Consider the following 24,125-nt stretch of genomic DNA (forward strand, 5'->3'; position numbering starts at 1 on the left):
GCTTGACCTCCGACGTAAGTGACAATGCACGGCGTCGCGCACAAAATCCTTGACCCGTTCGTAGGCACATGATGCTAACGGTCATCAGGGAGAGAAACGAAACAATGCGACTGCCCTTCTTCTATGGCTGGGTCGTCGTCGCCGTGACCTTCGCCACGATGGCAATCGGCGTCAACGCGCGGACGGCCTTCTCGCTGTTCTTTCCGCCCATTCTGTCCGAGTTCGGCTGGGAACGCGGCATCACGGCCGGCGCGTTCTCCTTCGGTTTCGTGGTGTCGGGGATTGTGAGCCCCTTGATCGGGCGGCTGATGGACCGCACCGGTCCGCGCGCGGTGATGGAGCTTGGGGTGGCGCTGATGGCCGGCGGCCTGCTGCTGGCGCCACTGACGTCACAGCCCTGGCATCTTTACGTGACGATCGGCGTGATGGTCGGGGCCGGCAGCGTCTGTCTGGGTTATTCCGGCCAGTCGCTGTTCCTGCCGAACTGGTTCATCCGCCGCCGCGGGCTTGCGATCGGCATCGCCTTTGCCGGTGTCGGCATTGGCTCGGTGACGCTCTTGCCCTGGGTCCAGCATATGATCGCGCAACAAGGTTGGCGCGCTGCGTGCACGGCCATGGGTCTCCTCGTGCTGATCGCGCTCGCGCCGATCAATCTTCTGTTGCGGAAGCGACCGGAGGATCTCGGGCTGCGGCCTGATGGTGATGCCGCGCCGGCCGCCTCCGCCGCGAAGCCTGTCTCCAACATCGTCGATCCCGCCTGGGCCGCTATCGACTGGACCTTGCCGCGGGCGCTGCGCACGATGAGATTCTGGTGGCTTTCAGTCGGCTACTTCTTCGGCCTGTACATCTGGTACGCCGTGCAGGTTCACCAGACCAAATACCTGCTCGAGATCGGCTTCAGCCCGAATGTCGCGGTGTGGGCGCTCGGCGCGGTCAGCCTGCTCGGCATTCCCGGTCAGATCGCGCTCGGCCATCTCTCCGACCGCATCGGCCGCGAGGCGGTCTGGGTTTTCAGCTGCTTAGGCTTCACGATCTGCTTCGTGGCGCTGATCGCGCTCAAGGCCTCGCCGACCCTGCTGCTCGTCTACGTCATGGTGGCGAGCCAGGGCGTGCTCGGCTACGGCCTCACCTCCGTGATGGGCGCGGTGGTCCTGGAAATCTTTCAGGGACCGCATTTCGGAGCCATCTTCGGCACCATCATGCTGATCGCTCTCTGCGGCGGTGCGGCCGGCCCGTGGGTCACCGGCGTGCTTTACGATCTCACCGGCAGCTACACGCCCGGATTTGCGATCGCGATGGCCGCAAGCCTGCTTTCGGCGATCGCCGTCTGGTGCGCGGCGCCACGCAAGGTGCGCGCGGTCGCCGGCCAATTGCATCGGCTGCGGCCGGCTGTGGAGGTGGTATGATCGGGTTGTTCGGTCGCGATCGGATTTGGTCTTGCCCCGGCCATCTCAGAATGAGCTAATCGGCGCAAAACGGGAAAGGAACGTCCATGAACGAGCATGTCCAGGCGAAACCCGCCGCGCCGGTGTTCAATCCGTTGTCGCCGGAATTCATCCGTGATCCGTACCCGTTCTATCAGCAATTGCGCGAAACCGATCCGATGCATGTGACGCCGTTCGGCGCCTTCCTTGCCAGCCGCCATGCGGAAGCAAGCCTGGTGCTGCGCGACAAGCGGTTCGGCAAGGATTTCGTGGCCCGCAGCATGCGCCGTTACGGGCCGAAGATCATGGAGGAGCCGATCTTCCGCAGCATGGGGCATTGGATGCTGCAGCAGGATCCGCCTGACCACACGCGCCTGCGTGGCCTCGTGGTGAAAGCGTTCACGGCGCGCCGGGTCGAGGACATGCGCCCGCGGATCCAGGAGATTGTCGACCAGACGCTCGATCAGGTGATCCCGCGCGGTCAGATGGATCTGATCGAGGATTTCGCCTTCCGCCTCCCGGTAACGGTGATCTGCGACATGCTGGGAATCCCGGAGGAGCATCGCGAAAGCTTCTACAAGAGCTCGCGCGAAGGCGGCCGTCTGCTCGATCCGGTGCCGCTGTCGCCGGCCGAAATCGCCGAGGGCAATGCCGGCAACGCGGTGTCGACGGCCTATTTCCAGCATCTGTTCGAGCTGCGCCGGCGCCAGCCCGGCGATGACCTGACCACGCAACTTTTGCAGGCCGAAGAGGACGGCGCCAAGCTCAGCCATGAGGAGCTGACCGCCAACATCATCCTCCTGTTCGGCGCCGGCCACGAAACCACGGTCAATCTGATCGGCAACGGGCTGTTGGCCCTGCACCGCAATCCGGATCAGCTGGCGCTGTTGAAGGCGCGCCCCGACCTGATCACCAATGCGATCGAGGAGTTCCTGCGCTACGATTCCTCGGTGCAGCTCACCGGCCGCGTCGCGCTGGAGGATATCGAGGATCTCGGCGGCAGGCGGATCCCCAAGGGCGAGGGCGTGCTCTGCCTGCTGGGCTCGGCCAATCGCGATCCCGCCGTTTATCCCGATCGGCCGGAACAGCTCGATATCACTCGGCCCAATGTGAAGCCGTTGTCATTTGGCGGCGGCATCCATCATTGCCTGGGCGCCCAGCTCGCCCGGATCGAGGCGGAGGTCGCGATCGGCACCCTGCTGCGGCGGCTGCCTGACCTGAAACTGGACGACCCCGACAATCCGGAATGGCGGCCGACTTTCGTGCTGCGCGGCCTGAAGCGGCTGCCGGCCCGCTGGTAACCATTCCGCGAACGGTGTTGTGCAGCGCCCGCTAAATGTCGCATGATGCTGTGACTTCGCCGCACTTCGTCCTATATGATCTGGCGCTCCGGCATTGCGATGTGGCGGGGAGGCGGCCGCCTGCGGATAGATGGTCAGGGCGCCGGAGCGTTGTGCTTTGAGGGAGACCCCGTGCAGACGACCCTGCTCGGATTGGCGATTGCCTTCATCCTTGCGCTTCTTGCCGCGCTGATTGGGCCGTATTTCGTCGATTGGAACCAGTTCCGGCCCCAGTTCGAGGCCGAGGCCAGCCAGGTGATCGGCGTGCCGGTGCGGGTCGCGGGCGCGCTCGACGCGCGGCTGCTGCCGACGCCGACCTTGCGGCTGCGCCAGGTCACCTTCGGCGGCGCCAACGACCTCGGCAAGCTGCGCGCCGACAAGCTCGACGTCGAGTTCAGCCTCGGCGATCTGATGCGGGGCGAGTGGCGGGCCAACGAGCTCACCGTCAGCGGCATGTCCGCCGATCTCGGGCTCGATCCAAAGGGCCGCGTCGATCTGGCGGGCGGGGGCGGCCGGTTCAATCTGGCGGCGCTGTCGATCGACCGCCTCAATCTGACCGGCCGCGTCGCGCTGCATGATGCGACCAGCCACTCCACCCTCGAGCTCAATGACATCGTATTTTCGGGCGACGTCCGCTCGCTGGCCGGCTCGCTCCGCGGCGACGGCGCCGTTTCTATTCTGGGGAGCCGCTATCCGTTTCGGGTCTCCTCCAGCCAGGACAGGGATTCCAGCGGCCTGCGCGTGCACCTCAATATCGATCCCGGCGAGCGGCCGGTGGTTGCCGATGTCGAGGGCCTGATCAGCTTTGCCAACCGCGCGCCGCAGTTTACCGGCGCGCTGACCTTGTCCTCGCCGCCCCCCAAGGAACAGTCGAACAAGGAACAGTCGAAGGAGCAGGGCAAGACCAAGCCGGCTGAGGCGAAGGACCAGGCGAGCGCGCGAGGCGGCAAACAAGCTATCACCGATGCGCCCTGGCGAATGACGGCCAAGGTCGCGGCCGATCCCGCCGCCGCCAAGCTGGATCAGGTCGAGGTGAGCTTCGGCCAGGAGGAGCGGGCGCTGAAATTTGCCGGCACCGGCGAGGTGCGCTTCGGCGCGGCGCCGCTGTTGCGGGCTACGCTGTCGGCGCGGCGGCTCGACGCCGACAGGCTGCTCGGGGTCGACGATAATGCCGACCGCAAGTCGACCGTGCCGGTGCGCGCGCTGCCCGAATTGCGCGAGTGGCTGGCGCGACTTCCTACCTTGCCGCTGCCTGCCGAGGTCCAGCTCTCGACCGAGCAGATCACGCTGGCGGGACGTCCGGTGCAGGACGTGACGGCAAAGCTGCACAGCGAGCCCACGGCGTGGAGCCTGCAGCAGGTCGATCTGCGCGCGCCGGGCGCGACCCATCTGACGTTCAAGACAGCCATTGCGGCGACTTCAGCCACATCGGGTTTCTCCGGCGCGCTCGATCTCGATTCGTCTGATCCCGATGCGTTGGTGGCCTGGCTGCAGGGCCGCACCGAGACCACCTACCGCAGCCAGCGACCGCTGCGCCTGCGCGGCAATGTCAGCGTCGGGCCCGACCGGTTCGCGGTCGAAGGTCTGAAGGCCGAGATGGAGAGAGGGGCGGTCGAGGGCAGGGTTGCGCTGGTGACGCCGTCCGGCGCGGCATCGCGCTTCGAGGCGGCATTGAAGGGCGAGCGGCTCGATATCGACGCCGCCATGGCGCTGGCACGTTCGCTGGCTGGTCCTGACGGTGCGTGGCCGGCGGATGCCGACATTTCGCTCGATATTGCGCGCGCCACCTGGAGTGGCCAGGATTTGCGCCCGCTGACCGCCAAGCTGTCCTACGGGCCGAAGAGCATCGTGCTCGATCAGGTGAAGTTCGGCCAAGGTGGCGTTTCCACCGAGGGATCCGGCCGGTTCGACCGCGCGGAGACCACTGGCCGCTTGGCCCTGACCTCGAGCGCTGCGTCGCTGCGCGACATCACCGCGTTGGTTCAACCGTTCGCGCCGAACGTCGCGACGCGCTTGGAGAAGGCCGCAACTCTCCCCGGGCCGGCGCGACTCAAGCTTGCGCTCGATCTGGCCAAGGATCCGGCGAGCTCCGATCGCGCGCAGGCCAAAGCCGTGCTCGATCTCGACGCTCCGCAGCTCAAAAGCACGGCCACGCTGACCGCAAAGCCGGCCGCGGCGGCGCTGCGCAATCTCGACCTCGACGCGGTCAGCCGGACCGACGTCGGTCTGGACACCAAGATTTCAGCCGAGCAGGGCAGCCTGCTGCTCACCTTGCTCGGTCTGGATCGGGTCGCCGCGACCGGCAACGGGCCCGGCCTGTTTGAGACCAATATCAGCGGAAATTGGCATGCGCCGCTGCGCGTTACAGCAAAGATCTCAGGCGTCGGTCTCGACGGCGAGGTGCAAGGCACGGTCGAATCCACGTCGGGCTCCTGGACCAATGCCCTGAGCTTGGCCGCAGCCGATTTGCTCAAGGCCAATCTCAATCTGCGCCTCCGCAACGTGAATCTGGCGCCGATGGTCGGCTTGAATCCGCAGGTTGCGGCCGCGCAGAACGTCCGGCTATCCGCGCGTGTCGGCTTGTCGGCGGGCCGGATGACGTTCGACGACATCGATGGTCTTGCTGGTGGCGCGCGGCTCCGTGGCCGCCTCGCGCTGACGCTCGAGGATGATAGGCAGCTCGATGGCGAACTCGGGCTCGACGCGCTCAACGTGCCCCAAGTGCTTGCGCTCGCGATCGGCGCGATCGGCCGCGATGCCGCCGAGCCGCTCGGTCCGGGGCTCTTGAAGGGATGGCGTGGCCGGCTGTCATTCCAGGCGCTCAGCGGTGCGATGCCCGGCGGTGGCGAGCTGCGCCCGATCGGCGGCACGATCAAGAGCGACGGGCAGACGCTGACGGTCGAGAATCTCAAGGGCCGGCTCGGCGGCGGCGACGTCACGGCAACCCTCGATGCGCGGCCGAACGCCAACGGGCTGGCGATGAGCGGCCGTATCGAGCTGGCAAACGTTGATGGCAACGCGCTGCACTACCGCAGCCTGAAGATGCCGGCCGGCCGCGTCTCAGCGCAGATGGCGCTCGCGAGCGAGGGACGCAGCCTGCAGGCGCTGACCAGCGCGCTGTCTGGCAATGGCACGGTCACGCTGGACGGCGCGTCGATTCCCGGTCTCGATCCCCGTGCCTTCGACGTGGCACTGCGCGCCTTCGATGCCGGCCAGATCACCGACGATGTCAAGCTGCGGCAGATCATCGAGCCGCCGCTGACCGCGGGATCGCTGGCGGTGGCCTCGGCGCAGATTCCGTTCGTCATCCGCGACGGGCGTATGCGCGTCAGTGCGACGACGTTGGAAGCAAAGGATGCACGCGCCATCGTCTCCGGTGGCTATGACATCCCGGCCGATCAGGCCGATATCCGCGCGAGCCTGATCACGACGGTGATCGGCAACGCCAACAGCCGCCCTGAGATCGGGTTGTTTGCGGCAGGCACACCCGACAGCCTCAGTCGCAGTGTCGACGTCACCTCGCTGTCGTCGTGGCTTGCGGTGCGCGCGATCGATCGCGAGACGCGCCGGCTCGACGCCATTGCGCGCGGCGAGATGCCGCCGCCTTATCCACCCTCCACTGCGTCGCTGCCGGGATCCTCCGATGCCGGCCCTGCGCCACCAAGCCTGACCGATTTGCCGGCAACCGGGCGCGATCCGCGGCGGGTTGATCCACGTGCCAAGCTCGGTGGGCCGCGCCAACAGACGCCACCGCCGCAGGCGCCGCTGTCCGGACCGCCGGCGCCGGCGACTGTGCCGCCGGTTGCGGCCAGCCAGCAGATCGCTCCGTTGCCGCCGCCGGTCGAGATCAAGCCCGCGCCTGGCGCGGTGCCGGTGAAGCCGCGACCGCGGCCGCCGCTGGTGCTGACGCCGCAGCTTTCGAATCCTTAGGTCGCGGCGACGGGAGTGATGCCAGGCAGGCGCGCGATCTCGTGGGCGAGATAGTCGATCAGGAGCCTGACGCGCGCGATGCCGGCGCGCTCGGGCAGGATCAGCATGCTGAGCGGCACGGAGGGCAGGATATAGTCCGGCAGGATCGGCGTGAGCCGGCCATCGGCGAGCAGATCGTCGACCAGCCAGCGATGCGCGGCGGCGATGCCGCGGCCCGCAAGCAGGCACTCGCGGACCGCAAGCCCGTGGTTGACGCGGAAGCGGCCGAGAAACGGCACCGTCTCACGGTGGCCGTCCGGCGACTGCAGGGTGAGGACATCGCTGCCGGCCACATTCGACATGCGGATGCCCTCGTGACCGATCAGCTCCTGCGGCACCAGCGGCCGGCCATGCCGATCCAGATAGTCGGGGGCGGCGACCAGCAGGCGGTGTGAATGACCAAGGGTGCGCAGCTTCATCGAGCTGTCGGTGAGGGGCGCCAGACGCAGGGCGATGTCGACGCCCTCGCGCACCAGGTCGATACGCTCGTCGGTGAGGCTCAGGTCGATGGCGATGTCGGGATAGCGGTCCTGGAAGCCGAAGATCAGCCCGGTGACGTGCAGGACGCCGAAAGCCGCGGTGCAGGACAGTCGGATGGTGCCTGCCGCAGCACCTTGCGTGCCGCGTGCCTCATCGCCGGCCTGCTCGATCAGCCGCAGGATTTGAATGCAGTTTGCGTAGTAGCGGCTGCCCTCGTCGGTGAGCGTCACCCGGCGGGTGGTGCGGCTGAGCAGCGGCACCCCGACGGCATCCTCCAGCTCGTGCAGGTGACGCGTGATCGTGGACTGCCCGACGCCGAGCTCGCGCGCTACGGCCGACAGGCTGCCGCGTTCGGCGACCCGGACGAAGCTGCGCATATGCGCGAAGCTGACGTCTGATTTATCCATAAATTGGCATAATATTATCGATAGCCGACATATAGTGAATATATCGACACGCGTCTATGTCATGGCCCGGTTCCACCGAAGGATCGATGCCATGAATGTTCTGCTTGTTTTCGCCCATCCCGAACCGCGCTCGCTCAACGGCGCCTTGCGCGACGTCGCCGTCGCCGAACTCAAGGACCAGGGCCATGAGGTCAGGATCTCCGACCTCTACGCCATGGGCTGGAAGGCGGCCGTCGATCGCGCCGACTTTCCGCAGCTCGCGCCCGACGCCCGGTTGAATGTGGCGACTGCGTCCGGCGAGGCTTTCAAGGCGCACAGGCTGACCGACGATGTCAGGGCCGAGCAGGAAAAGCTGCTGTGGGCCGACGCCGTGATCCTGCAGTTTCCGTTGTGGTGGTTCACGATGCCCGCGATCCTGAAGGGCTGGGTCGACCGTGTCTATTCGTACGGCTTCACCTACGGCGTCGGCGAGCACAGCGACAAGCGTTGGGGCGACCGCTACGGCGAGGGCGTGTTCGCAGGCAAGCGCGCGATGCTCATCGTAAGCACCGGCGGATGGGAGGAGCATTATTCAGCGCGCGGCATCAATGGTCCGATCGAGGATCTGCTGTTTCCGATCAACCACGGCGTCCTGTTCTATCCCGGCTTCGATGTCTTGCCGGCGTTCGTGGCGCATCGGGTCAATCGCCTCGATGAGGCGGGCTTCACGGTGATTGCGGACCAGCTTCGTGAACGGATGCGCACGCTGTTCACCGCGAAACCGATTCCGTATCGGCGGCAGAACCATGGCGACTATCTGATCCCCGCGATGCAGCTCCGAGCCGAGCTCGGCGATCCCGATGCGCGCGGCTTCGCGCTGCATATGGACGATGCCGCGGGCTGACGGCTGCGCGAGGCGCGGGACGCTAGCCCGCGCCGAGCGCAACGGCGATGTGATAGGTGGCGAAGCTCGCTGCGTAAGCAAGCGCCAGCATGTAGGCGAAGGTCACGCCCATCCAGCGCCAGCTGCCGGTCTCGCGGCGGATCACGGCGAGCGTCGAGGCGCATTGGGGGGCGAAGATGTACCAGGCGAGCAGCGCGAGCGCAGTGGCCAGGCTCCATTTGCTCGCCAGCACCTGGCCGATCTGCTCGGCGGCCTCCTTGCCGCCCTCGATGGCATAGACAGTGCCGAGAGCTGCGACAGCGACCTCGCGTGCCGCCATGCCCGGGACCAGGGCGACGGCGATCTGCCAGTTGAAGCCGATCGGCTTGAGCAGCGGCGCGATCGCCTGTCCGATCATCGCGGCGAGGCTGTAATTGATCGCAGGCTCGGTGGCGCCCTCCGGCGGCTGCGGGAACGAGGCCAGAAACCAGATCAGCACCATCATCGCGAAGATCGTGGTGCCGGCACGCTGCAGGAACATCTTGGCGCGGGTGTAGATGCCGATCGCGATGCTGCGCAGCCGCGGCATCTTGTAGTCGGGCAACTCCAGCATGAAGGGCGCAGGCTGGTAGTCGCGCATCATGAAGAACTTGATCAGGAAGGACATCAGCAGCGCGCTGATGATCCCGGCCGCGTAGAGCCCGAACATCACGAGCCCCTGCAGGTTGACGAAGCCCCAAACCTGCGTCGGCGGGATGAAGGCGGAAATGATCAGGGTATAGACCGGAATGCGCGCCGAGCAGGTCATCAGGGGCGCGATCAGGATGGTGGTCAGCCGGTCGCGGCGGTTGTCGATCACGCGCGTCGCCATGATGCCGGGAATGGCGCAGGCAAAGCTCGACAGCAGCGGAATGAAGGCACGGCCGTGCAATCCCGCGCCGCCCATGATGCGGTCCATCAGGAACGCGGCGCGCGCCATATAGCCGAAATCTTCCAAGAGCAGGATGAACAGGAAGATGATGATGATCTGCGGCAGGAAGACGATGACGCTGCCGACGCCCGAAATCACCCCGTTCTGCAGGAAGCTTTGCAGCAGGCCCGCCGGCAGCTTGTCATGGACGAACTGACCGGCCGTATCGAAGCCCGAGGACAACAGCTCCATCAACGGCTGCGCCCAGGCAAACACGGCCTGGAACATCACGAACAGGATCAGCAGCAGGATGAGGAGGCCCCCGACGGGGTGCAGCACGACGGCGTCGATCCGCGCGGTCCAGGTGTCCGGGCGCTCCGGCAGGGTTACGGCGGAGGCGATGATGCGATCGGCTTCACGCTGGGTGGCGCGCAGTTCCGATACGGTCAGCGGCCGCCAGGTGTTCTGCCGATCCGGGGCGGGGCTTGGCGCCAGCAACTCGTCGGTGAGCCTGAGCAGGTCGGTGGTGCCGCCCTTGCGCACGGCAATCGAGGTGACGACGGGCACCCCGAGGGCCTCGGACAGGCGCGGCACGTCAACGGTGACGCCGCGACGCTTGGCGATGTCGAACATGTTCAGCACCAGCGCCAGCGGCCGGCCGGTGTTCTTCAGCTCGAGCAGAAGCCGTATGGTCAACCGCAGATTGGTGGAGTCGGCCACGCACAACACCAGGTCGGGCAACACTTCGCCGGTGGCGCGTCCAAGCACGAAATCGCGGGTGATTTCTTCGTCCGGGCTGCGGCCGCGCAGCGAGTAGGTTCCGGGAAGGTCGACGACCGAGACCTGGCGTCCCTGCGGGGTGACAAAGGCCCCTTCCTTGCGCTCGACCGTGACACCCGGGTAATTGGCGACTTTCTGCCGGCTGCCGGTCAGCGCATTGAACAGCGAGGTCTTGCCGCTGTTGGGCGTGCCCACCAGGGCGACATGCATCAACGCACTTTCCATTCACTGCGCCCCGGCGCTTACGCCACGATGACGGCCATCGCTTCGCGTCGGCGGACGGCAACGGTCGTGTTGTCGACCCGAACTGCGATCGGATCGCGTCCGACGATGCCCTCGTGCAAGATTTCGACCCGCGCGCCTTCGACGAAGCCGAGCTCGATCAGCCGGCTTTCGAGCTCGACTTCCGGCAGGGACGAGCTGGTCCCGCTCGCCGCCAGGTGTTGGATCGTCCCGGTATAGCCACGCCGGGCCAGGCCCAGCGGCAGATGCGGCCGATTATCGCAGATTTCGCTCATGACCTGTATTTTCAATCGCTCGGCAGAAGGTCAAGCGCGGCATGCGTGATGCAGCCGCACCTTAGAGCGATTTTAAACAGGTCCGGCGGAGGACCGTCTGATCTGGCTCAAGGAGCCACAGCTGTGGCGGGATGGCGCCCGTCCGCAGGCTTTGTTTCGCCGGATGCACCGGTCGCCCGGTTCTTGAAGTAATCGAGCACGAAGAGCCGGATTGCGGAGGACAGGTTGCCCTGCTGGCGGTTGTTGTCGATCTCTCCCACCAGTTCAGAGAGCGTCATGTTTCGGAGTCCGGAGATCTCCTTCATGCCGTTCCAGAACGCCTCCTCGAGGCTGACACTGGTCTTGTGACCTGCGACGACGATTGAACGTTTAACGACCGGCGACTTCATCACGCGTCCTCGCCCTTGATGAGATGTTGATCCAGTAATTCCTCGGCACGCATTTTCCGCTGTGCGTCGGTCGCGCGTTCGGCCTTGGTCCTGCCAAAGCGTGCGCGATTTGCATCGGCTGTCTTCGCAGCCTCATCGCGCTCCATGCGCTTCTTAAAACGCTTCAAGTTGATTACATCCCCCATGCTCACTCCCATCATCAAAGAGATCGCAGAGCGCGACAATCACATCCCGACAATCAATCCGAGGGCACGAGCCGAGCACGCACACTCAGTCGGGATGTAGACCATCATGTCATCGCTCCTGATACACCGAACTTCCGATCCCGCTTTGCGAAAGACGAACATAGTTTTATTCGCGCACACAGCAGAACTATCTATTTGACACTATCCTTTACGAGTTAACGGCTACAATTGCATCAGCCCCCGTAGTACTACGGGACTACCATCATGATCGGCCAGGCCTGGTCATCTTCTCAGGTTGTACGAGGCGGTCGAACTCATCTTCTGATACGAAACCTAATCGTGTTGCCTCCTCCTTCAACGTCGTGCCGCGCTGATGCGCCGCCTTTGCCACCTTTGCGGCATTGTCGTAGCCGATCTTTGGCGCGAGTGCGGTGACGAGCATCAGCGAGCGCTCCATCAGCTCGCGAATCCGCTTTTCGTCGGCGCGAATGCCGGTCACGCAATGTTCGGTGAACGAACGTGCCGCGTCACCCAACAGTTGAATTGAATGCATCATGCAATGAGCCATAACCGGCTTGTAGACGTTCAATTCGAAATGACCCTGGCTGCCGGCCACCGTGATCGCCGTGTGGTTGCCGAACACCTGGCAGCACACCATCGTCATCGCCTCGCATTGTGTCGGGTTGACTTTGCCCGGCATGATTGAGGAGCCCGGCTCGTTTTCGGGCAGGATTAGTTCGCCAAGTCCGGAGCGTGGTCCGGATCCCAACAGGCGAATGTCGTTTGCGATCTTGAACAGACCGGTGGCTGCAGAGTTGAGCGCGCCGTGCACGAAAACGTAGGAGTCGTTCGATGCCAGCGCCTCGAATTTGTTCGCCGCGCTGGTGAAAGGAAGCCCGGTGATCTTGGCAACATGCTTAGCGAACAATTGTGCAAATTGCGGTGCAGCATTGAGCCCGGTGCCGACCGCGGTGCCGCCCTGCGCCAGCGGGAAGAGGTCGTTCGCGGCCGCCCCGATCCGCGCAATTGCGCTGTCCACCTGCGCTGCGTAGCCGGAAAACTCCTGTCCCAGTGTCAAAGGCGTTGCATCCTGGGTGTGAGTCCGGCCGATCTTGACGATATCGGCGAAGGCTTCCTCCTTGGCACGCAGCGCCGCAAGAAGCTCGGTCAGGGCCGGGGTCAGGTGGTCGGCGATCGCGCGGGCGGCTGCGATGTGCATCGCCGTCGGAAACGAGTCGTTCGACGACTGGCTCATATTGACGTGGTCGTTGGGGTGAACGGGCTGCTTGGCACCGCGCTCGCCGCCGAGAAGCTCGTTGGCGCGATTGGCGATCACCTCGTTCAGGTTCATGTTGGTCTGTGTGCCGGAGCCGGTCTGCCAGACCACCAGCGGAAACTGATCGTCGAGCTTGCCGTCGATAATCTCCTGGGCGGCGCGCGCAATCGCGTCCGCCAGCGTCTGATCGAGGAGCCCGAGCTCGAGATTGGTCTGGGCCGCGGCGAGCTTGACGATGGCGAGCGCACGCACAATCTGCGGCGGCATCCGGTCCTGGCCGATGCGGAAGTTTTGTCGGGAGCGCTCGGTCTGTGCTCCCCAATAGCGGTCAGCCGGCACCTCGATCGGGCCGAAGCTGTCCGTCTCCGTGCGGGTGGCCGGACGTTGCGTTGGTTGAGCTGACTGCGCCATGAAACATGCCCATAATTGGTCACGAACCGGCGATGGCCGGTTCAAGCATGCTTCAATTAACTGAAGAAGCGGCCGTTCCGCGGCCTATTTTTTACGAAAACGATCCAGTCGAACCACTTCAGCGCCCTCGCTCGGCTGCGCCGGTTGCTCGGACTTCTCCGGCGCGGATGCGGCCACTGGAGCCGCGGCCGGAGCGGCAACCGCGGAGGGAGCAGGAGCGGCCGGTAAATTCGGGGCAGGCGGCGCCTCGCCGACTGCCTCCGAGGCGTCGAATTGCAGGCCAAACTGCACGGACGGATCAAAAAAGCTCTTGATCGCATGGAAAGGCACCACCAGCCGCTCCGGAATGCCGCCGAACGACAAGCCGACCTCAAAGCGGTCCTCGGTGACCTCCAGATCCCAGAACTGGTGCTGCAGGATGATCGTCATCTCGTCCGGGTACTGGGCGAGCAGCCGGGGCGAAAGCTTCACCCCTTCGGCCTTCGAAACGAAGGTGATGAAGAAATGGTGTTCACCGGGAAGGCCGTGGGCGGCAGCGTCGCTCAACACCCGGCGCAGCACGCCGCGCAACGCCTCGCGTGCCAACACGTCGTAACGAATATGATCCGTCGCCATGATCGGTCCTGTACTCAGATGATGCCGGAAGCCGGCTCGCGCCTAAAGGGGGCCCGACTCGCGCTTTTCACTATCGTAACCCGGCGGGGCGCCGAGGTCAGTATCCATCGAACGCCCGCTTGTCAGATGATCACCGAGATATGGGAGCGCGGGTCCCGACAGCCAAAACCGGACACTAGCGGGAAGCGACAGCCAAAACCGGCACTTGCAGGAAGAAAGTGGAGGCTTCTGTTGCCAGGTGCCTCCGAACCCCGCCTAGCGGAGCTTAACCCGCTAGGACTTTAGAGTGGTCTTTCAAACTGCGTTACGCAGCCTGAGCAACCGGAGCAAAGTTGTCGTTGGCAACTATTGCAATAGCCCGATAACGGCGGAACAATACCGGGAAAAAGCTCGCCCTTTACGCCCTCGTCGATCCTATTTCGCCCCCGCCGAAACCCGCGACGAGCCGCGGGCTTGGGTGGAGGCGCCGGGTACCGCCCCCGGGTCCGAATGGTTTATTTCGACGGCGATTTATTTCCATAGCCGGCAAGCCGGCACCCCCAATATAGGCGGCGAGCGCCGAGAATGACAGTGCCCGCGGCGCCGCATTGGCCGACAAAAATGTGGGTGAGTGCGGGAACACGCCGAATTGGGTTGGCCGGCGAGAATGGGCCGCCCTAGATTGGCCGAATGTCCTCCGAAGCCGCGCCGGCGGCTGCTGATGCGCCGGATCTCCATAACCCTCCGCCCAGTCTGGCCGCGCTCTTTGTCGCATTCGCGAAGATGTCGCTCTCCGGCTTCGGCGGGGTCCTCGTGTTCGCCCGCCGCGCCATCGTCGAGGAGCATCGCTGGATGACGGCGGACGAATTCAACGAGACCTTCGCGCTCTGCCATTTCCTGCCCGGGCCGAATATCGTCAATCTTTCGCTCGTGTTCGGCTCCCGGTTTCGCGGCATCGCCGGAGGATTGGCCGCCTTTGCTGGCCTGGTCGGCCCACCGATGCTGCTGGTCACGGCCTTGGCCGCGATCTACAGCCATTTCGGCCAGGTCGAAGCGCTGAGGCGGGTGCTGGCCGGAGTGTCCTGTGCAGCCGTCGGCTTGTTGGTCTCGGCCGTGTTCCGAATGATGTGGCCATTGCTCAAAAAGCGTGACGTGCTGGGTCTGCTCGTGATGCTGACGGTGTTCGTCGCGATCGGGTTGCTACGGCTGCCGCTGCCGGCCGTGCTGCTGATTGCCGTCCCCGTCAGTCTTGCGGCGACCTATGCCAAGCTGCGGTGGGCGAAATGAGCGAGGACGGCAATCCGCTGTTCCAGTTGTTCTGGACCTTTGCCCTGATCTCGCTGTTCGCCGTCGGCGGGGCGAATGCGGCGATCCCGGAGATGCACCGCATCGCGGTCGATGTGCGGCACTGGATGACGGACAAGCAGTTCGCCGATGCCTTTGCGATCTCGCAGATGTCGCCGGGCCCTAACGTTCTGATCGTCACCTTGATCGGCTACGCGGTGGCGGGTGTGACGGGTGCGGTGGTCGCAACGATCGCGATGTGCGGGCCCACCGCGGCGCTCGCCTATTTTGTCAGCCGATGGCTCGCCAATGTGCGTCAGGCGCGCTGGCCTGCGATCCTGCAGGCGGCGTTGGTCCCGCTCTCGATCGGGCTGATGGCCGCGAGCGCGCTGGTTCTGGCGCAGACCTCCGACCGGACTTGGGTGGCCGTGTTGATCACGCTTGCTGCTGCGCTCGTCGCATCGCTGACACGATTCAACCCGCTCTGGCTGCTTCTGGCCGGCGGCTGTTTGGGTTTCGCTGGCCTTCTCTAGGGAAAGCCGCTACGCAGAATGCAATGGTTGCTCATCCAGTCCAGGGCGGCCAGCAAACGAAGATGCTGGACATCGGCTGCAACGGTCGATCGGGGGAGGAACATCGGACATGGCCGACACGACGGGCCATCTGCCGGGGGGAGCGGCTGCGGCGCCGTCCGCGCGCAATCTGACCGGCGCATGGATCATCCTGCTGCTCGCTGTTGCACCACAGCTCATCGAGATCCTGATCGCCCTGGCCGGATTGATCGTTCAGACATCCGGAAGGACCCCGTCGCAAGTTCTGTCGGCCCACGGGGCCGCGCTGGTGCAGGCGATTCCAACGTTGGCGCGCCAAGCGGCAGGGGAGGGCAGGACAGCGCTGTCCTCCGATGTACTGCTTGCGGTGATCTACACCTATCCGCTGCTCGCCGTTGCGCTGTTCACGTGGCTGGTGCGCATCCGTGCGCCGCAGGATTACTATGGCGGCATCGCACTGATGGCCATTGCCCTGTTCGCGCTGTGGGCCTCGAGCGATCTGCAGGGCATGCGCGGCTTTTCATTCGGCCCCGGTACGGCGCCGCGTATGCTGGGCGTGTTGTTGTTAGGGCTGGGCGCTGTGGTTGCCGCGACCGGTGTGATCGCCGACGGGGCGGAGATCGCGCCCTATCATTGGCGTGGCCCTTTGTTTGTCACCCTGGCCATTCTGACGTTTGCGGTCGCCATCCGTCCGTTGGGCTTGGTGGTGGCAGGGCTTGCCAGCTTCCTGATCTCGGCACTCGGCACCTCGGAGACGCGCTGGGGCGAGACGCTGGTGGTCGGCATCGCGCTCACGATCGGCTGTGCGCTGCTGTTTCCCTATGTCCTCGGGCTGCCGATGCCGCTGTTCCCGCGTTTCCTGGTGCCGTGAGGGCTTGAATGTTGGAATTGTTCGCCAACCTCGCGCACGGCTTTGCCGTCGCCATCAGCCCGATCAACCTGATGCTCTGCCTGATCGGCGCGCTGGTCGGCACGCTTGTCGGCGTGCTGCCCGGCATCGGCACCATCGCGACCGTGGCGATGCTGCTGCCGATCACCTTCGGGCTTCCTCCGGTCGGCGCGTTGATCATGCTCGCCGGCATCTATTACGGGGCGCAGTACGGCGGTTCGACCACCTCGATCCTGGTGAACATCCCGGGCGAGGCCACCTCGGTGGTCACCACGCTTGACGGCTTTCAGATGGCCAAGCAGGGGCGCGCGGGACCGGCGCTGTCGATCGCCGCGATCGGCTCGTTCGTCGCCGGCTGCGCCGCGACCGTGCTGATCGCGGTGCTGGGAGCGCCGCTCACCTCGATCGCACTGGCGTTCGGTCCCGCCGAATATTTCTCGCTGATGGTGCTCGGCCTGATCTTTGCCGTGGTGCTCGCCAAAGGCAGCGTCCTCAAGGCGATCGCGATGATCGCGCTCGGGCTCCTGCTCTCGATGGTCGGCTCCGACATCGAGACCGGCGCCTCGCGGATGGCGTTCAACATCCCCGAACTCGCCGACGGGCTCGGCTTCGCCACCGTCGCCATGGGCGTGTTCGGCTTTGCCGAGATCATCCGCAATCTCGATGCCGGCGCGGAGGGTGATCGCGAACTGGTGCAGCAGAAGATCACCGGCCTGATGCCGACGCGGAAGGATCTGATCGAATCCGCGCCTGCGATCTTTCGCGGCACGGTGCTCGGCTCGATTCTCGGCATCCTGCCGGGCGGAGGTGCCGTGATCGCGTCCTTTGCCGCCTACACGTTCGAGAAGAAGATCGCGCGCGACCCGTCGCGGTTCGGCCGCGGCGCCATTGCGGGTGTCGCCGCGCCAGAGAGCGCCAACAACGCCGCGGCACAGACCTCCTTCATTCCGCTGCTCACGCTCGGCATTCCCCCGAATGCGGTCATGGCGCTGATGGTCGGCGCGATGACCATCCACGGCATCGTGCCGGGGCCGCAGGTGATGCAGAAGCAGCCGGATCTGGTCTGGGGCATGATCGCCTCGATGTGGATCGGCAACCTGATGCTTATCATCATCAACCTGCCGCTGGTCGGGATCTGGGTGCGGCTGCTGCGCGTGCCCTATCGGCTGATGTTCCCCTCGATCGTGGTGTTCTGCGCGATCGGCATCTACTCCATCAACAACGCACCGGTGGATGTCATCCTGGCAGGGGCCTTCGGCCTGTTCGGCTACTGGCTGATCAAACATGATTTCGAGCCCGCGCCGCTGCTGCTGGGCATGGTGCTCGGGCCGCTGATGGAGGAGAATCTGCGGCGGGCGCTCTTGATCTCGCGGGGCGACTGGTCGGTGTTTCTCACCCGGCCGCTCTCGGCCTCGCTTCTGGCGGTCGCCGCAGTGCTCCTCGTGCTGGCGGTGCTGCCCACCTTGCGTCGCAAGCGGGACGAGGTGTTCGTGGAATCCTGACGAGACGCCGGCCGGCCCGTCGGGTTCCGCGACGCGATTTGCGGGCTGGTCCCCGCATTTTCCGGGTATATTTGTTGGGGAGAGCGCGAGTCGCAGCTGTCGGTGCGGCCGTGGCTCCGCTAAACCTGCGCCTTTGAAAACGGCATATCCGGCCATGAACCAGTATCACGACCTGCTCGAACGCATCCTCGCCGACGGCGCGGAAAAGCACGATCGCACCGGCACCGGGACACTCTCAGTGTTCGGCCATCAGATGCGCTTCAATCTGGCGGCCGGCTTTCCGCTTCTGACCACCAAGCGGCTGCCGCTGAAGGCGATCGTGCACGAGCTGTTGTGGTTCCTCAAAGGCGACACCAACATCAAATATCTGCGTGACCACGGCGTCACCATCTGGGACGAGTGGGCGGACGCCAATGGCGATCTCGGTCCGGTCTATGGCTATCAATGGCGGTCATGGCCGACGCCTGACGGCGGTCACATCGACCAGATCGCCAACGTCATCGACATGATCAAGCGCAATCCGGATTCGCGCCGCCTGATCGTGACCGCCTGGAATCCGGCCGATGTCGAGAAGATGGCGCTGCCGCCCTGCCATTGTCTGTTTCAGTTCTACGTCGTGAACGGCAAATTGTCGTGCCAGCTCTACCAGCGCTCGGCCGACGTCTTCCTCGGCGTGCCCTTCAACATCGCCTCCTACGCGCTGCTGACGATGATGGTGGCTCAGGTCACCGGATTGAAGCCGGGTCAGTTCGTGCACTCGTTCGGCGATGTGCATCTCTATTCGAACCATGTTGAGCAGGCCCGTCTGCAGCTCACACGGGCACCGCGGCCGCTGCCGGTGATGAAGCTCAATCCCGAGGTGAAGGACATCTTCGGTTTCCGCTACGAGGATTTTTCGTTGCAGGGCTATGACCCGCATCCGCACATCAAGGCCGAAGTCGCGGTGTAGCGCATGCCGCTTGTGATCCGCCGCGCCGGCCCGGATGATGCCGAAGTCGTGTTCTCACTGATCAAGGAGCTGGCCGACTACGAGAAGCTGTCGCACGAGGTCGAAGCCACCGAGGCCGAGATCGCCGAGGCGCTGTTCGGGGACAACCCGCGCCTGTTCTGCGATCTGGCGGAATGGAATGGCGAAGTTGCGGGCTTTGCGGCGTGGTTCGTGAATTTCTCGACCTTCGCCGGCCGGCACGGCATCTATCTCGAAGATCTCTACGTACGGCCGGCATTCCGCCGCAATGGCATTGGGCAGGCGCTGCTGGGTTATCTCGCACAGCAATGCATCGAGCGCGGCTGGGCGCGCCTGCAATGGTCGGTGCTCGACTGGAATGCGCCCTCGATCGCGTTCTACAAATCGCTCGGCGCGGTGCTGATGGACGAGTGGACGCTGTGCAAGGTCACTGGACCCGCACTGAGCAAGCTTGCCGAGCAAGCGCCATGATCGAGATCGTGCTCATCGTCGCCATCGCCGACAATGGCGTGATCGGCGCGCAGGGCGCGATCCCGTGGCGGCAGAAGAGCGACATGCAGCGCTTCAAGGCGATGACGATGGGGCGGCCGATCCTGATGGGCCGTAAGACCTTTACGTCGTTTCCGCGCCGGCCGCTGCCGGGGCGCACCAACATCGTCATCACCCGCGACCGTGATTTTCGCGCGCCCGGCGCCGTCGTCTCCCACTCGGTCGCGGAGGCGCTCACGACGGCCCGAGGCGACGCGCTGCGGCGTTCGGTCGCGGAGATCGCGGTGGTTGGAGGCGCCGAGATCTACACCGAGACGATGCCGCTGGCCGACCGGCTTGAGATCACCGAAGTGCATATGAGCCCGCCCGGCGATACCGTCTTTCCCCCAATCGATCGTTCCCAATGGGAGGAGATGGCGCGCGAAACCCATTCCTCCGGGCCCGACGATCATGCCGCCTTTTCCTATGTGACCTACCGCCGCAAGCGGTGAGCTGAGCGCGCCGCGTACCGCATTGCGAGCACCCCCCAAAAGGCAATCCGTTAAGGATGAACTTGCGTTATTGACTGGTGCGACGCCAGTGTTAGGCCGCGGCAAACCAGCGCCGTGGCCCTGTTTACATTGACAAAACCCGGTTCGGGCTTAGCTGGAGCGCTACATTGTAAGGGGCTTGACCGTCCCTTATAAAGCCCGCCGACGTTGCGAGGCTGGTTGCCTCAGGCGCATCCGCCTCTCGAAGGAGATCATCGATGCCGTGGAAGAATCAGGGCGGGGGCCCTTGGGGGCCAGGTCCGAAGGGTCCCTGGGGCTCAGGACCGCAACCAGCCGGTCCCAGGCCGCCCGATCTCGAGGATCTTTTGCGGCGCGGCCAGGACCGGCTGCAGCAGATCCTGCCGGGCGGTCATTTCGGCAGCGTCGGCGTGGCGCTGATCATATTCGGTGCGATCGCGATCTGGCTGTTGTCCGGCTTCTATCGGGTGCAGTCGGAGGAACTCGGCGTGGTGCTGCGCTTCGGCAAGTATGTGCGCGATGAGCAGCCCGGGTTGCGCTATCACCTGCCGTATCCGATCGAAACCGTGTATCTGCCGAAGGCGCTGCGCGTGAACACGATCGCAATCGGCGTGACGCTCGGCGACGACCCGTCGCGGCGCAGCCGAGGCGGGCGCGACGTGCCGGAAGAAAGCCTGATGCTGACCGGCGACGAGAACATCGTCGATGTCGATTTCACCGTGCTGTGGCGGATCAAGCCGATGGGCGCCGCCGACTTCCTGTTCAACATCCAGAATCCTGAAGGCACCGTGAAGGCGGTCGCCGAGAGCGCGATGCGCGAGGTTATCGGGCGCTCCAACATCCAGCCGATCCTGACCGGCGCCCGCACCCAGATCGAGCAGAACGTGCAGGAGCTGATGCAGAAGACGCTCGATAATTACGGCTCCGGCATCCAGGTGACGCAGGTGCAGATGCAGAAGGTCGACCCGCCGGCGCAGGTCATCGCGGCGTTCCGCGACGTCCAGGCGGCGCGCGCCGATCTCGAAAAGGCGCAGAACGACGCGCAGACCTACGCCAACAAGGTGGTCCCCGACGCGCGCGGCCAGGCCGCCAAGATCGTGCAGACCTCCGAAGGCTACAAGGAGCAGGCCGTCGCCGAAGCCAAGGGCCAGAGCGCGCGCTTCCTGAAGGTCTATGACGAATACAAGAAGGCGCCCGACGTGACGCGCGAACGCATCTATCTCGAAACCATGGAGCGCGTGCTGGGCGGCTCCGACAAGCTCGTGCTCGACAGCGGCCAGTCCGGTGGTCCGGTGCCGTTGCTGCCGCTCGGCGATCTCGCGCCGCGCCGGCAAGGCGTGACCGGCACCCTCGGCGCGACCACCGGATCGAGTGCGTCCCAGAGCGGAGGCGTCCGATGAGGTCTCCCGTCGCAGGAATCGTCGCACTGGTCCTGGTGCTCGTAGCTGTGATCGTCGGCTACAGCTCCGTCTTCACCGTGCAGCAGACCGAGCAGGTGCTGGTGGTGCGGTTCGGCAAGCCGGTCGATGTCGCAACCGAGCCTGGCCTGCACTTCAAGGCGCCGTTCATCGATACCGTGATCTCGATCGACAAGCGCATCCTCGACCTGGAGAATCCCTCGCAGGAGGTGATCGCTTCGGATCAGAAGCGGCTGGTGGTCGACGCCTTCGCACGTTACCGCATCAAGAACCCGCTGCAGTTCTACCAGACGGTCGGCTCGATCCAGACCGGCAATCTGCAGCTCGGAACGCTATTGAACGCGGCGCTCCGCCGTGTGCTCGGCGAAGTGACCTTCATCCAGGTGGTGCGCGACGAGCGCGAAGCCTTGATGCGCAAGATCCGCGATCAACTCGACCACGAGGCCGATGCCTATGGTATCGAGGTGGTCGACGTCCGTATCCGCCGCGCCGACCTGCCTGACGCCAACAGCCAGGCGGTCTATGACCGCATGAACAGCGAGCGGCAGCGCGAGGCGGCGGAGTTCCGCGCACTCGGCGGCCAGAAGGCGCAGGAGATCAAATCGAAGGCGGATCGCGAGGCGACCGTGATCGTGGCCGAGGCCAATTCCCAGGCCGAGCAGATCCGCGGTACGGGTGACGCCGAGCGCAACCGGCTGTTTGCCGAGGCCTACGGCAAGGACCCGGACTTCTTTGCCTTCTACCGCTCGATGACGGCCTATGAGACCGGCCTCAAGCCGGGCGAGACCCGCTTCCTGCTGCGGCCGGATTCGGACTTCCTGCGCTACTTCGCCAATCCCTCCGGCAAGCCTGCCGGCGGCGAGGCTGCCGCGCCAGCGAATACCGCGGCCGCACAGCCCGCCAAGCCTTGATCACAGGCGTGATCACGAACTTGGGCACAACACAGTTGACAGGGGCGAGGCGACGCCGTTGCTTCGCCCCCAACAGCTAACAAAGGTTAACGGGAGGTCGCGGTACGATGAGGTCATTTGCGTTTACCGATTTCCTCATCGGCCTGGGAATCCTGTTCGTGCTGGAAGGGCTGATGTTTGCGGCCAGTCCGGAGTGGATGCGCAAAGCAATGAAGAGTGCATTGACCACGCCGGACAATGTGCTGCGCGTCGTCGGGATCGGTTCGGCCGTGGCCGGCCTGATCCTGATCTGGGTGGCTCGCCGGCCGATCTGATAGGTCGGGGCCTCGGACTTAGGAACGGTCGGTGCATCCACGCCATTGTGAGGCGCTGGCGGCGCGGTTTTGCCGTATTAGGTTGTCTTCAATGACAAATCCGCTGCGCCTGCCGGAGGCGCTTGCGTAGCTGCCCGGTTCGGGCGCAGTCTGGTTGCCGTATTTCGCCCCTTTTTGGAGATCCACCCCGATGACATCCACCCTTGCTTTCAGCCAGCGCTTGCGCCCGATCCTGACCGCAGCCTGTTTTGCTGTGGCCGGCGCGCTGGTGTCGGCACCGGCGTCGGCGCGGGGGCCCGAGGGCATCGCCGATGTCGCTGAGAAGGTGATCGACGCCGTCGTCAACATTTCGACCTCCCAGACCGTCGAGGCCAAAGGCGGCGAGGGCCGGGGCGCGGCGCCGCAATTGCCGCCCGGTTCGCCGTTCGAGGAGTTTTTCGACGATTTCTTCAAGAACCGTCGCGGGCCCGGCGGCAAGGGTGGCGGCGACCTGACGCCGCGCCGAACCAATTCGCTCGGCTCCGGCTTCATCATCGACGAGTCCGGCATCGTGGTGACCAACAATCACGTCATCGCCGACGCCGACGAGATCAACGTGATCATGAACGACGGCACCAAGATCAAGGCCGACATCGTCGGCATCGACAAGAAGACCGACCTTGCCGTGCTGAAGTTCAAGCCGCCGCGGCCGCTCACCGCGGTCAAGTTCGGCGATTCCGACAAGCTCCGGCTCGGCGACTGGGTGGTCGCAATCGGCAACCCCTTCAGTCTTGGCGGCACCGTCACGGCGGGCATCGTCTCGGCCAAGAACCGCGACATCTCCTCCGGCCCCTATGACAGCTACATCCAGACCGACGCGGCCATCAACCGCGGCAATTCCGGTGGCCCGCTGTTCAACCTCGATGGCGAGGTGATCGGCGTCAACACCTTGATCATCTCGCCCTCCGGCGGCTCGATCGGCATCGGCTTTGCTGTCCCGTCGAAGACCGTGGCCGGCGTGGTCGATCAGCTTCGCCAGTTCGGCGAGCTTCGCCGCGGCTGGCTCGGGGTGCGCATCCAGGGCGTGACCGACGAGATCGCCGAAAGCCTCAACATCAAGCCAGCGCGTGGCGCGCTGGTTGCCGGCGTCGACGACAAGGGCCCGGCCAAGCCCGCCGGCATCGAGCCCGGCGACGTCGTGGTCAAATTCGACGGTCACGACATCAAGGAGCCGAAAGACCTGTCGCGCATCGTCGCCGATACCGCGGTTGGCAAGGAGGTCGATGTCGTCATCATCCGCAAGGGCCAGGAGGAGACCCGCAAGGTCACGCTCGGCCGGCTCGAGGATCCCGACAAGGCGCAGCCGGCTGCCATCAAGAAGGATGAACCCGCCGACAAGCCGGTGACGCAGAAAGCGCTCGGGCTCGATCTCGCCGCGCTCTCGAAGGATCTGCGCACGCGCTACAAAATCAAGGACAGCGTCAAGGGCGTTATCATCACCGGGGTCGACGCGAGCTCGGATGCCGCCGACAAGCGGCTCTCCGCCGGCGACGTCATCGTCGAGGTGGCGCAGGAGGCGGTGACATCAGGCGCCGACATCAAGAAGCGCGTCGACCAGCTGAAGAAGGACGGCAAGAAGTCGGTGCTGCTGCTCGTCTCCAATGCCGACGGCGAGCTGCGTTTCGTCGCGCTGAGCTTGCAGTAGTTGCTGTTCGAGCTTGGCCCACGGCGAGCTCTACGTAGAAGGTGTCGTCCCCGCGAACCAGA

General features: G+C 64.8%; 22 protein-coding genes and 1 other RNA gene. 15 read left to right on the forward strand and 8 right to left on the reverse strand.

Translation table 11 applies throughout. From position 1 onward, the window contains the following. The first annotated feature begins 104 nt into the window (after positions 1-104). The 3 genes from BRAS3843_RS37410 to BRAS3843_RS37420 all read left to right on the forward strand — a co-directional run bounded on the left by BRAS3843_RS37410 (position 105) and on the right by BRAS3843_RS37420 (position 6,694). Positions 105-1,406, forward strand: coding sequence for an MFS transporter (locus tag BRAS3843_RS37410; protein ID WP_008974497.1), 1,302 nt, complete (start codon positions 105-107; stop codon positions 1,404-1,406). 86 nt (positions 1,407-1,492) lie between these two features. Further along, positions 1,493-2,725, forward strand: coding sequence for a cytochrome P450 (locus tag BRAS3843_RS37415; protein ID WP_008974498.1), 1,233 nt, complete (start codon positions 1,493-1,495; stop codon positions 2,723-2,725). Positions 2,726-2,896: 171 nt separating this feature from the next. Next, a complete protein-coding gene (locus BRAS3843_RS37420; protein ID WP_008974499.1) occupies positions 2,897-6,694 on the forward strand; it encodes an AsmA family protein in 3,798 nt (1,265 codons plus the stop codon). On the opposite strand, the gene BRAS3843_RS37425 is transcribed toward BRAS3843_RS37420, so the two are convergent. Next, on the reverse strand, positions 6,691-7,620 hold the full coding sequence (locus BRAS3843_RS37425) for a LysR family transcriptional regulator (protein ID WP_035984108.1): 930 nt from the start codon (positions 7,618-7,620) through the stop codon (positions 6,691-6,693). The two genes, BRAS3843_RS37420 and BRAS3843_RS37425, sit on opposite strands and share 4 nt — an antisense overlap. Positions 7,621-7,711: 91 nt before the next feature. Between BRAS3843_RS37425 and BRAS3843_RS37430 the strand changes: the two genes are divergently transcribed. Then, positions 7,712-8,503, forward strand: coding sequence for an NAD(P)H-dependent oxidoreductase (locus BRAS3843_RS37430; protein ID WP_008974501.1), 792 nt, complete (start codon positions 7,712-7,714; stop codon positions 8,501-8,503). A 22-nt stretch (positions 8,504-8,525) separates the two neighbouring features. Here BRAS3843_RS37430 and feoB read toward each other — a convergent pair whose 3' ends face one another. The 7 genes from feoB to ssrA form a co-directional block, all read right to left on the reverse strand. After that, the gene (feoB, locus tag BRAS3843_RS37435; RefSeq protein ID WP_035984110.1) at positions 8,526-10,397 is read right to left on the reverse strand and encodes a ferrous iron transport protein B; all 1,872 of its coding nucleotides are present in this window, start codon (positions 10,395-10,397) and stop codon (positions 8,526-8,528) included. A gap of 17 nt (positions 10,398-10,414) precedes the next feature. After that, on the reverse strand, positions 10,415-10,690 hold the full coding sequence (locus BRAS3843_RS37440) for a FeoA domain-containing protein (RefSeq protein ID WP_008974503.1): 276 nt from the start codon (positions 10,688-10,690) through the stop codon (positions 10,415-10,417). Positions 10,691-10,797: 107 nt separating this feature from the next. Continuing rightward, entirely contained in the window at positions 10,798-11,079 is a 282-nt protein-coding gene (locus BRAS3843_RS37445; protein WP_008974504.1) for a ribbon-helix-helix domain-containing protein, read from the reverse strand. Further along, positions 11,079-11,264, reverse strand: coding sequence for a DUF4169 family protein (locus tag BRAS3843_RS37450; RefSeq protein ID WP_008974505.1), 186 nt, complete (start codon positions 11,262-11,264; stop codon positions 11,079-11,081). Before BRAS3843_RS37450 ends, BRAS3843_RS37445 begins: the two co-directional genes overlap by 1 nt. A 262-nt stretch (positions 11,265-11,526) precedes the next feature. Then, a complete protein-coding gene (gene fumC, locus BRAS3843_RS37455; protein ID WP_008974506.1) occupies positions 11,527-12,951 on the reverse strand; it encodes a class II fumarate hydratase in 1,425 nt (474 codons plus the stop codon). 84 nt (positions 12,952-13,035) lie between these two features. Then, on the reverse strand, positions 13,036-13,566 hold the full coding sequence (locus BRAS3843_RS37460) for a ClpXP protease specificity-enhancing factor SspB (RefSeq protein WP_008974507.1): 531 nt from the start codon (positions 13,564-13,566) through the stop codon (positions 13,036-13,038). 217 nt (positions 13,567-13,783) lie between these two features. Continuing rightward, positions 13,784-14,140, reverse strand: a transfer-messenger RNA (tmRNA) gene (gene ssrA / locus BRAS3843_RS39215). A 95-nt stretch (positions 14,141-14,235) separates the two neighbouring features. Here ssrA and BRAS3843_RS37465 point away from each other — a divergent pair. The 11 genes from BRAS3843_RS37465 to BRAS3843_RS37515 all read left to right on the forward strand — a co-directional run bounded on the left by BRAS3843_RS37465 (position 14,236) and on the right by BRAS3843_RS37515 (position 24,063). Beyond that, positions 14,236-14,832 carry a chromate transporter gene (locus BRAS3843_RS37465; protein WP_008974508.1) on the forward strand — a complete coding sequence of 199 codons (597 nt, stop codon included), beginning with the start codon at positions 14,236-14,238 and terminating at the stop codon, positions 14,830-14,832. Beyond that, complete coding sequence (locus BRAS3843_RS37470; protein ID WP_008974509.1) at positions 14,829-15,362, forward strand: chromate transporter; 534 nt, start codon at positions 14,829-14,831, stop codon at positions 15,360-15,362. Before BRAS3843_RS37465 ends, BRAS3843_RS37470 begins: the two co-directional genes overlap by 4 nt. Positions 15,363-15,471: 109 nt before the next feature. Continuing rightward, positions 15,472-16,251 (forward strand): tripartite tricarboxylate transporter TctB family protein, encoded by a 780-nt coding sequence (locus tag BRAS3843_RS37475; protein ID WP_008974510.1) that lies wholly within the window; start codon positions 15,472-15,474, stop codon positions 16,249-16,251. An 8-nt stretch (positions 16,252-16,259) separates the two neighbouring features. Continuing rightward, complete coding sequence (locus BRAS3843_RS37480) at positions 16,260-17,771, forward strand: tripartite tricarboxylate transporter permease (protein WP_008974511.1); 1,512 nt, start codon at positions 16,260-16,262, stop codon at positions 17,769-17,771. A gap of 154 nt (positions 17,772-17,925) precedes the next feature. Continuing rightward, positions 17,926-18,720, forward strand: coding sequence for a thymidylate synthase (locus tag BRAS3843_RS37485; protein ID WP_008974512.1), 795 nt, complete (start codon positions 17,926-17,928; stop codon positions 18,718-18,720). A gap of 3 nt (positions 18,721-18,723) precedes the next feature. Further along, on the forward strand, positions 18,724-19,209 hold the full coding sequence (locus BRAS3843_RS37490; protein ID WP_008974513.1) for a GNAT family N-acetyltransferase: 486 nt from the start codon (positions 18,724-18,726) through the stop codon (positions 19,207-19,209). After that, complete coding sequence (locus BRAS3843_RS37495) at positions 19,206-19,718, forward strand: dihydrofolate reductase (protein ID WP_008974514.1); 513 nt, start codon at positions 19,206-19,208, stop codon at positions 19,716-19,718. Before BRAS3843_RS37490 ends, BRAS3843_RS37495 begins: the two co-directional genes overlap by 4 nt. Before the next feature lie 257 nt (positions 19,719-19,975). Then, on the forward strand, positions 19,976-21,136 hold the full coding sequence (hflK, locus tag BRAS3843_RS37500; RefSeq protein ID WP_008974515.1) for an FtsH protease activity modulator HflK: 1,161 nt from the start codon (positions 19,976-19,978) through the stop codon (positions 21,134-21,136). Next, a complete protein-coding gene (gene hflC / locus BRAS3843_RS37505) occupies positions 21,133-22,065 on the forward strand; it encodes a protease modulator HflC (protein ID WP_008974516.1) in 933 nt (310 codons plus the stop codon). The genes hflK and hflC overlap by 4 nt, the downstream gene beginning before the upstream one ends. A gap of 107 nt (positions 22,066-22,172) precedes the next feature. Further along, on the forward strand, positions 22,173-22,379 hold the full coding sequence (locus tag BRAS3843_RS37510) for a DUF2065 domain-containing protein (RefSeq protein ID WP_008974518.1): 207 nt from the start codon (positions 22,173-22,175) through the stop codon (positions 22,377-22,379). 190 nt (positions 22,380-22,569) lie between these two features. Further along, positions 22,570-24,063, forward strand: coding sequence for a Do family serine endopeptidase (locus BRAS3843_RS37515; protein ID WP_008974520.1), 1,494 nt, complete (start codon positions 22,570-22,572; stop codon positions 24,061-24,063). The last annotated feature ends 62 nt before the right edge of the window (positions 24,064-24,125 follow it).

Origin of the sequence: Bradyrhizobium sp. STM 3843 (assembly GCF_000239815.1) — a bacterium.
Taxonomy (GTDB): Bacteria; Pseudomonadota; Alphaproteobacteria; order Rhizobiales; family Xanthobacteraceae; genus Bradyrhizobium.

Coding starts and splice junctions, on each gene's coding strand:
- BRAS3843_RS37410 (WP_008974497.1), top strand. CDS start 105: ATGCGACTGCCCTTCTTCTATGGCTGGGTCGTCGTCGCCGTGACCTTC.
- BRAS3843_RS37415 (WP_008974498.1), top strand. CDS start 1,493: ATGAACGAGCATGTCCAGGCGAAACCCGCCGCGCCGGTGTTCAATCCG.
- BRAS3843_RS37425 (WP_035984108.1), bottom strand. CDS start 7,620: ATGGATAAATCAGACGTCAGCTTCGCGCATATGCGCAGCTTCGTCCGG.
- BRAS3843_RS37430 (WP_008974501.1), top strand. CDS start 7,712: ATGAATGTTCTGCTTGTTTTCGCCCATCCCGAACCGCGCTCGCTCAAC.
- feoB (WP_035984110.1), bottom strand. CDS start 10,397: ATGGAAAGTGCGTTGATGCATGTCGCCCTGGTGGGCACGCCCAACAGC.
- BRAS3843_RS37440 (WP_008974503.1), bottom strand. CDS start 10,690: ATGAGCGAAATCTGCGATAATCGGCCGCATCTGCCGCTGGGCCTGGCC.
- BRAS3843_RS37445 (WP_008974504.1), bottom strand. CDS start 11,079: ATGAAGTCGCCGGTCGTTAAACGTTCAATCGTCGTCGCAGGTCACAAG.
- BRAS3843_RS37450 (WP_008974505.1), bottom strand. CDS start 11,264: ATGGGGGATGTAATCAACTTGAAGCGTTTTAAGAAGCGCATGGAGCGC.
- fumC (WP_008974506.1), bottom strand. CDS start 12,951: ATGGCGCAGTCAGCTCAACCAACGCAACGTCCGGCCACCCGCACGGAG.
- BRAS3843_RS37460 (WP_008974507.1), bottom strand. CDS start 13,566: ATGGCGACGGATCATATTCGTTACGACGTGTTGGCACGCGAGGCGTTG.
- BRAS3843_RS37465 (WP_008974508.1), top strand. CDS start 14,236: ATGTCCTCCGAAGCCGCGCCGGCGGCTGCTGATGCGCCGGATCTCCAT.
- BRAS3843_RS37470 (WP_008974509.1), top strand. CDS start 14,829: ATGAGCGAGGACGGCAATCCGCTGTTCCAGTTGTTCTGGACCTTTGCC.
- BRAS3843_RS37475 (WP_008974510.1), top strand. CDS start 15,472: ATGGCCGACACGACGGGCCATCTGCCGGGGGGAGCGGCTGCGGCGCCG.
- BRAS3843_RS37480 (WP_008974511.1), top strand. CDS start 16,260: ATGTTGGAATTGTTCGCCAACCTCGCGCACGGCTTTGCCGTCGCCATC.
- BRAS3843_RS37485 (WP_008974512.1), top strand. CDS start 17,926: ATGAACCAGTATCACGACCTGCTCGAACGCATCCTCGCCGACGGCGCG.
- BRAS3843_RS37490 (WP_008974513.1), top strand. CDS start 18,724: ATGCCGCTTGTGATCCGCCGCGCCGGCCCGGATGATGCCGAAGTCGTG.
- BRAS3843_RS37495 (WP_008974514.1), top strand. CDS start 19,206: ATGATCGAGATCGTGCTCATCGTCGCCATCGCCGACAATGGCGTGATC.
- hflK (WP_008974515.1), top strand. CDS start 19,976: ATGCCGTGGAAGAATCAGGGCGGGGGCCCTTGGGGGCCAGGTCCGAAG.
- hflC (WP_008974516.1), top strand. CDS start 21,133: ATGAGGTCTCCCGTCGCAGGAATCGTCGCACTGGTCCTGGTGCTCGTA.
- BRAS3843_RS37510 (WP_008974518.1), top strand. CDS start 22,173: ATGAGGTCATTTGCGTTTACCGATTTCCTCATCGGCCTGGGAATCCTG.
- BRAS3843_RS37515 (WP_008974520.1), top strand. CDS start 22,570: ATGACATCCACCCTTGCTTTCAGCCAGCGCTTGCGCCCGATCCTGACC.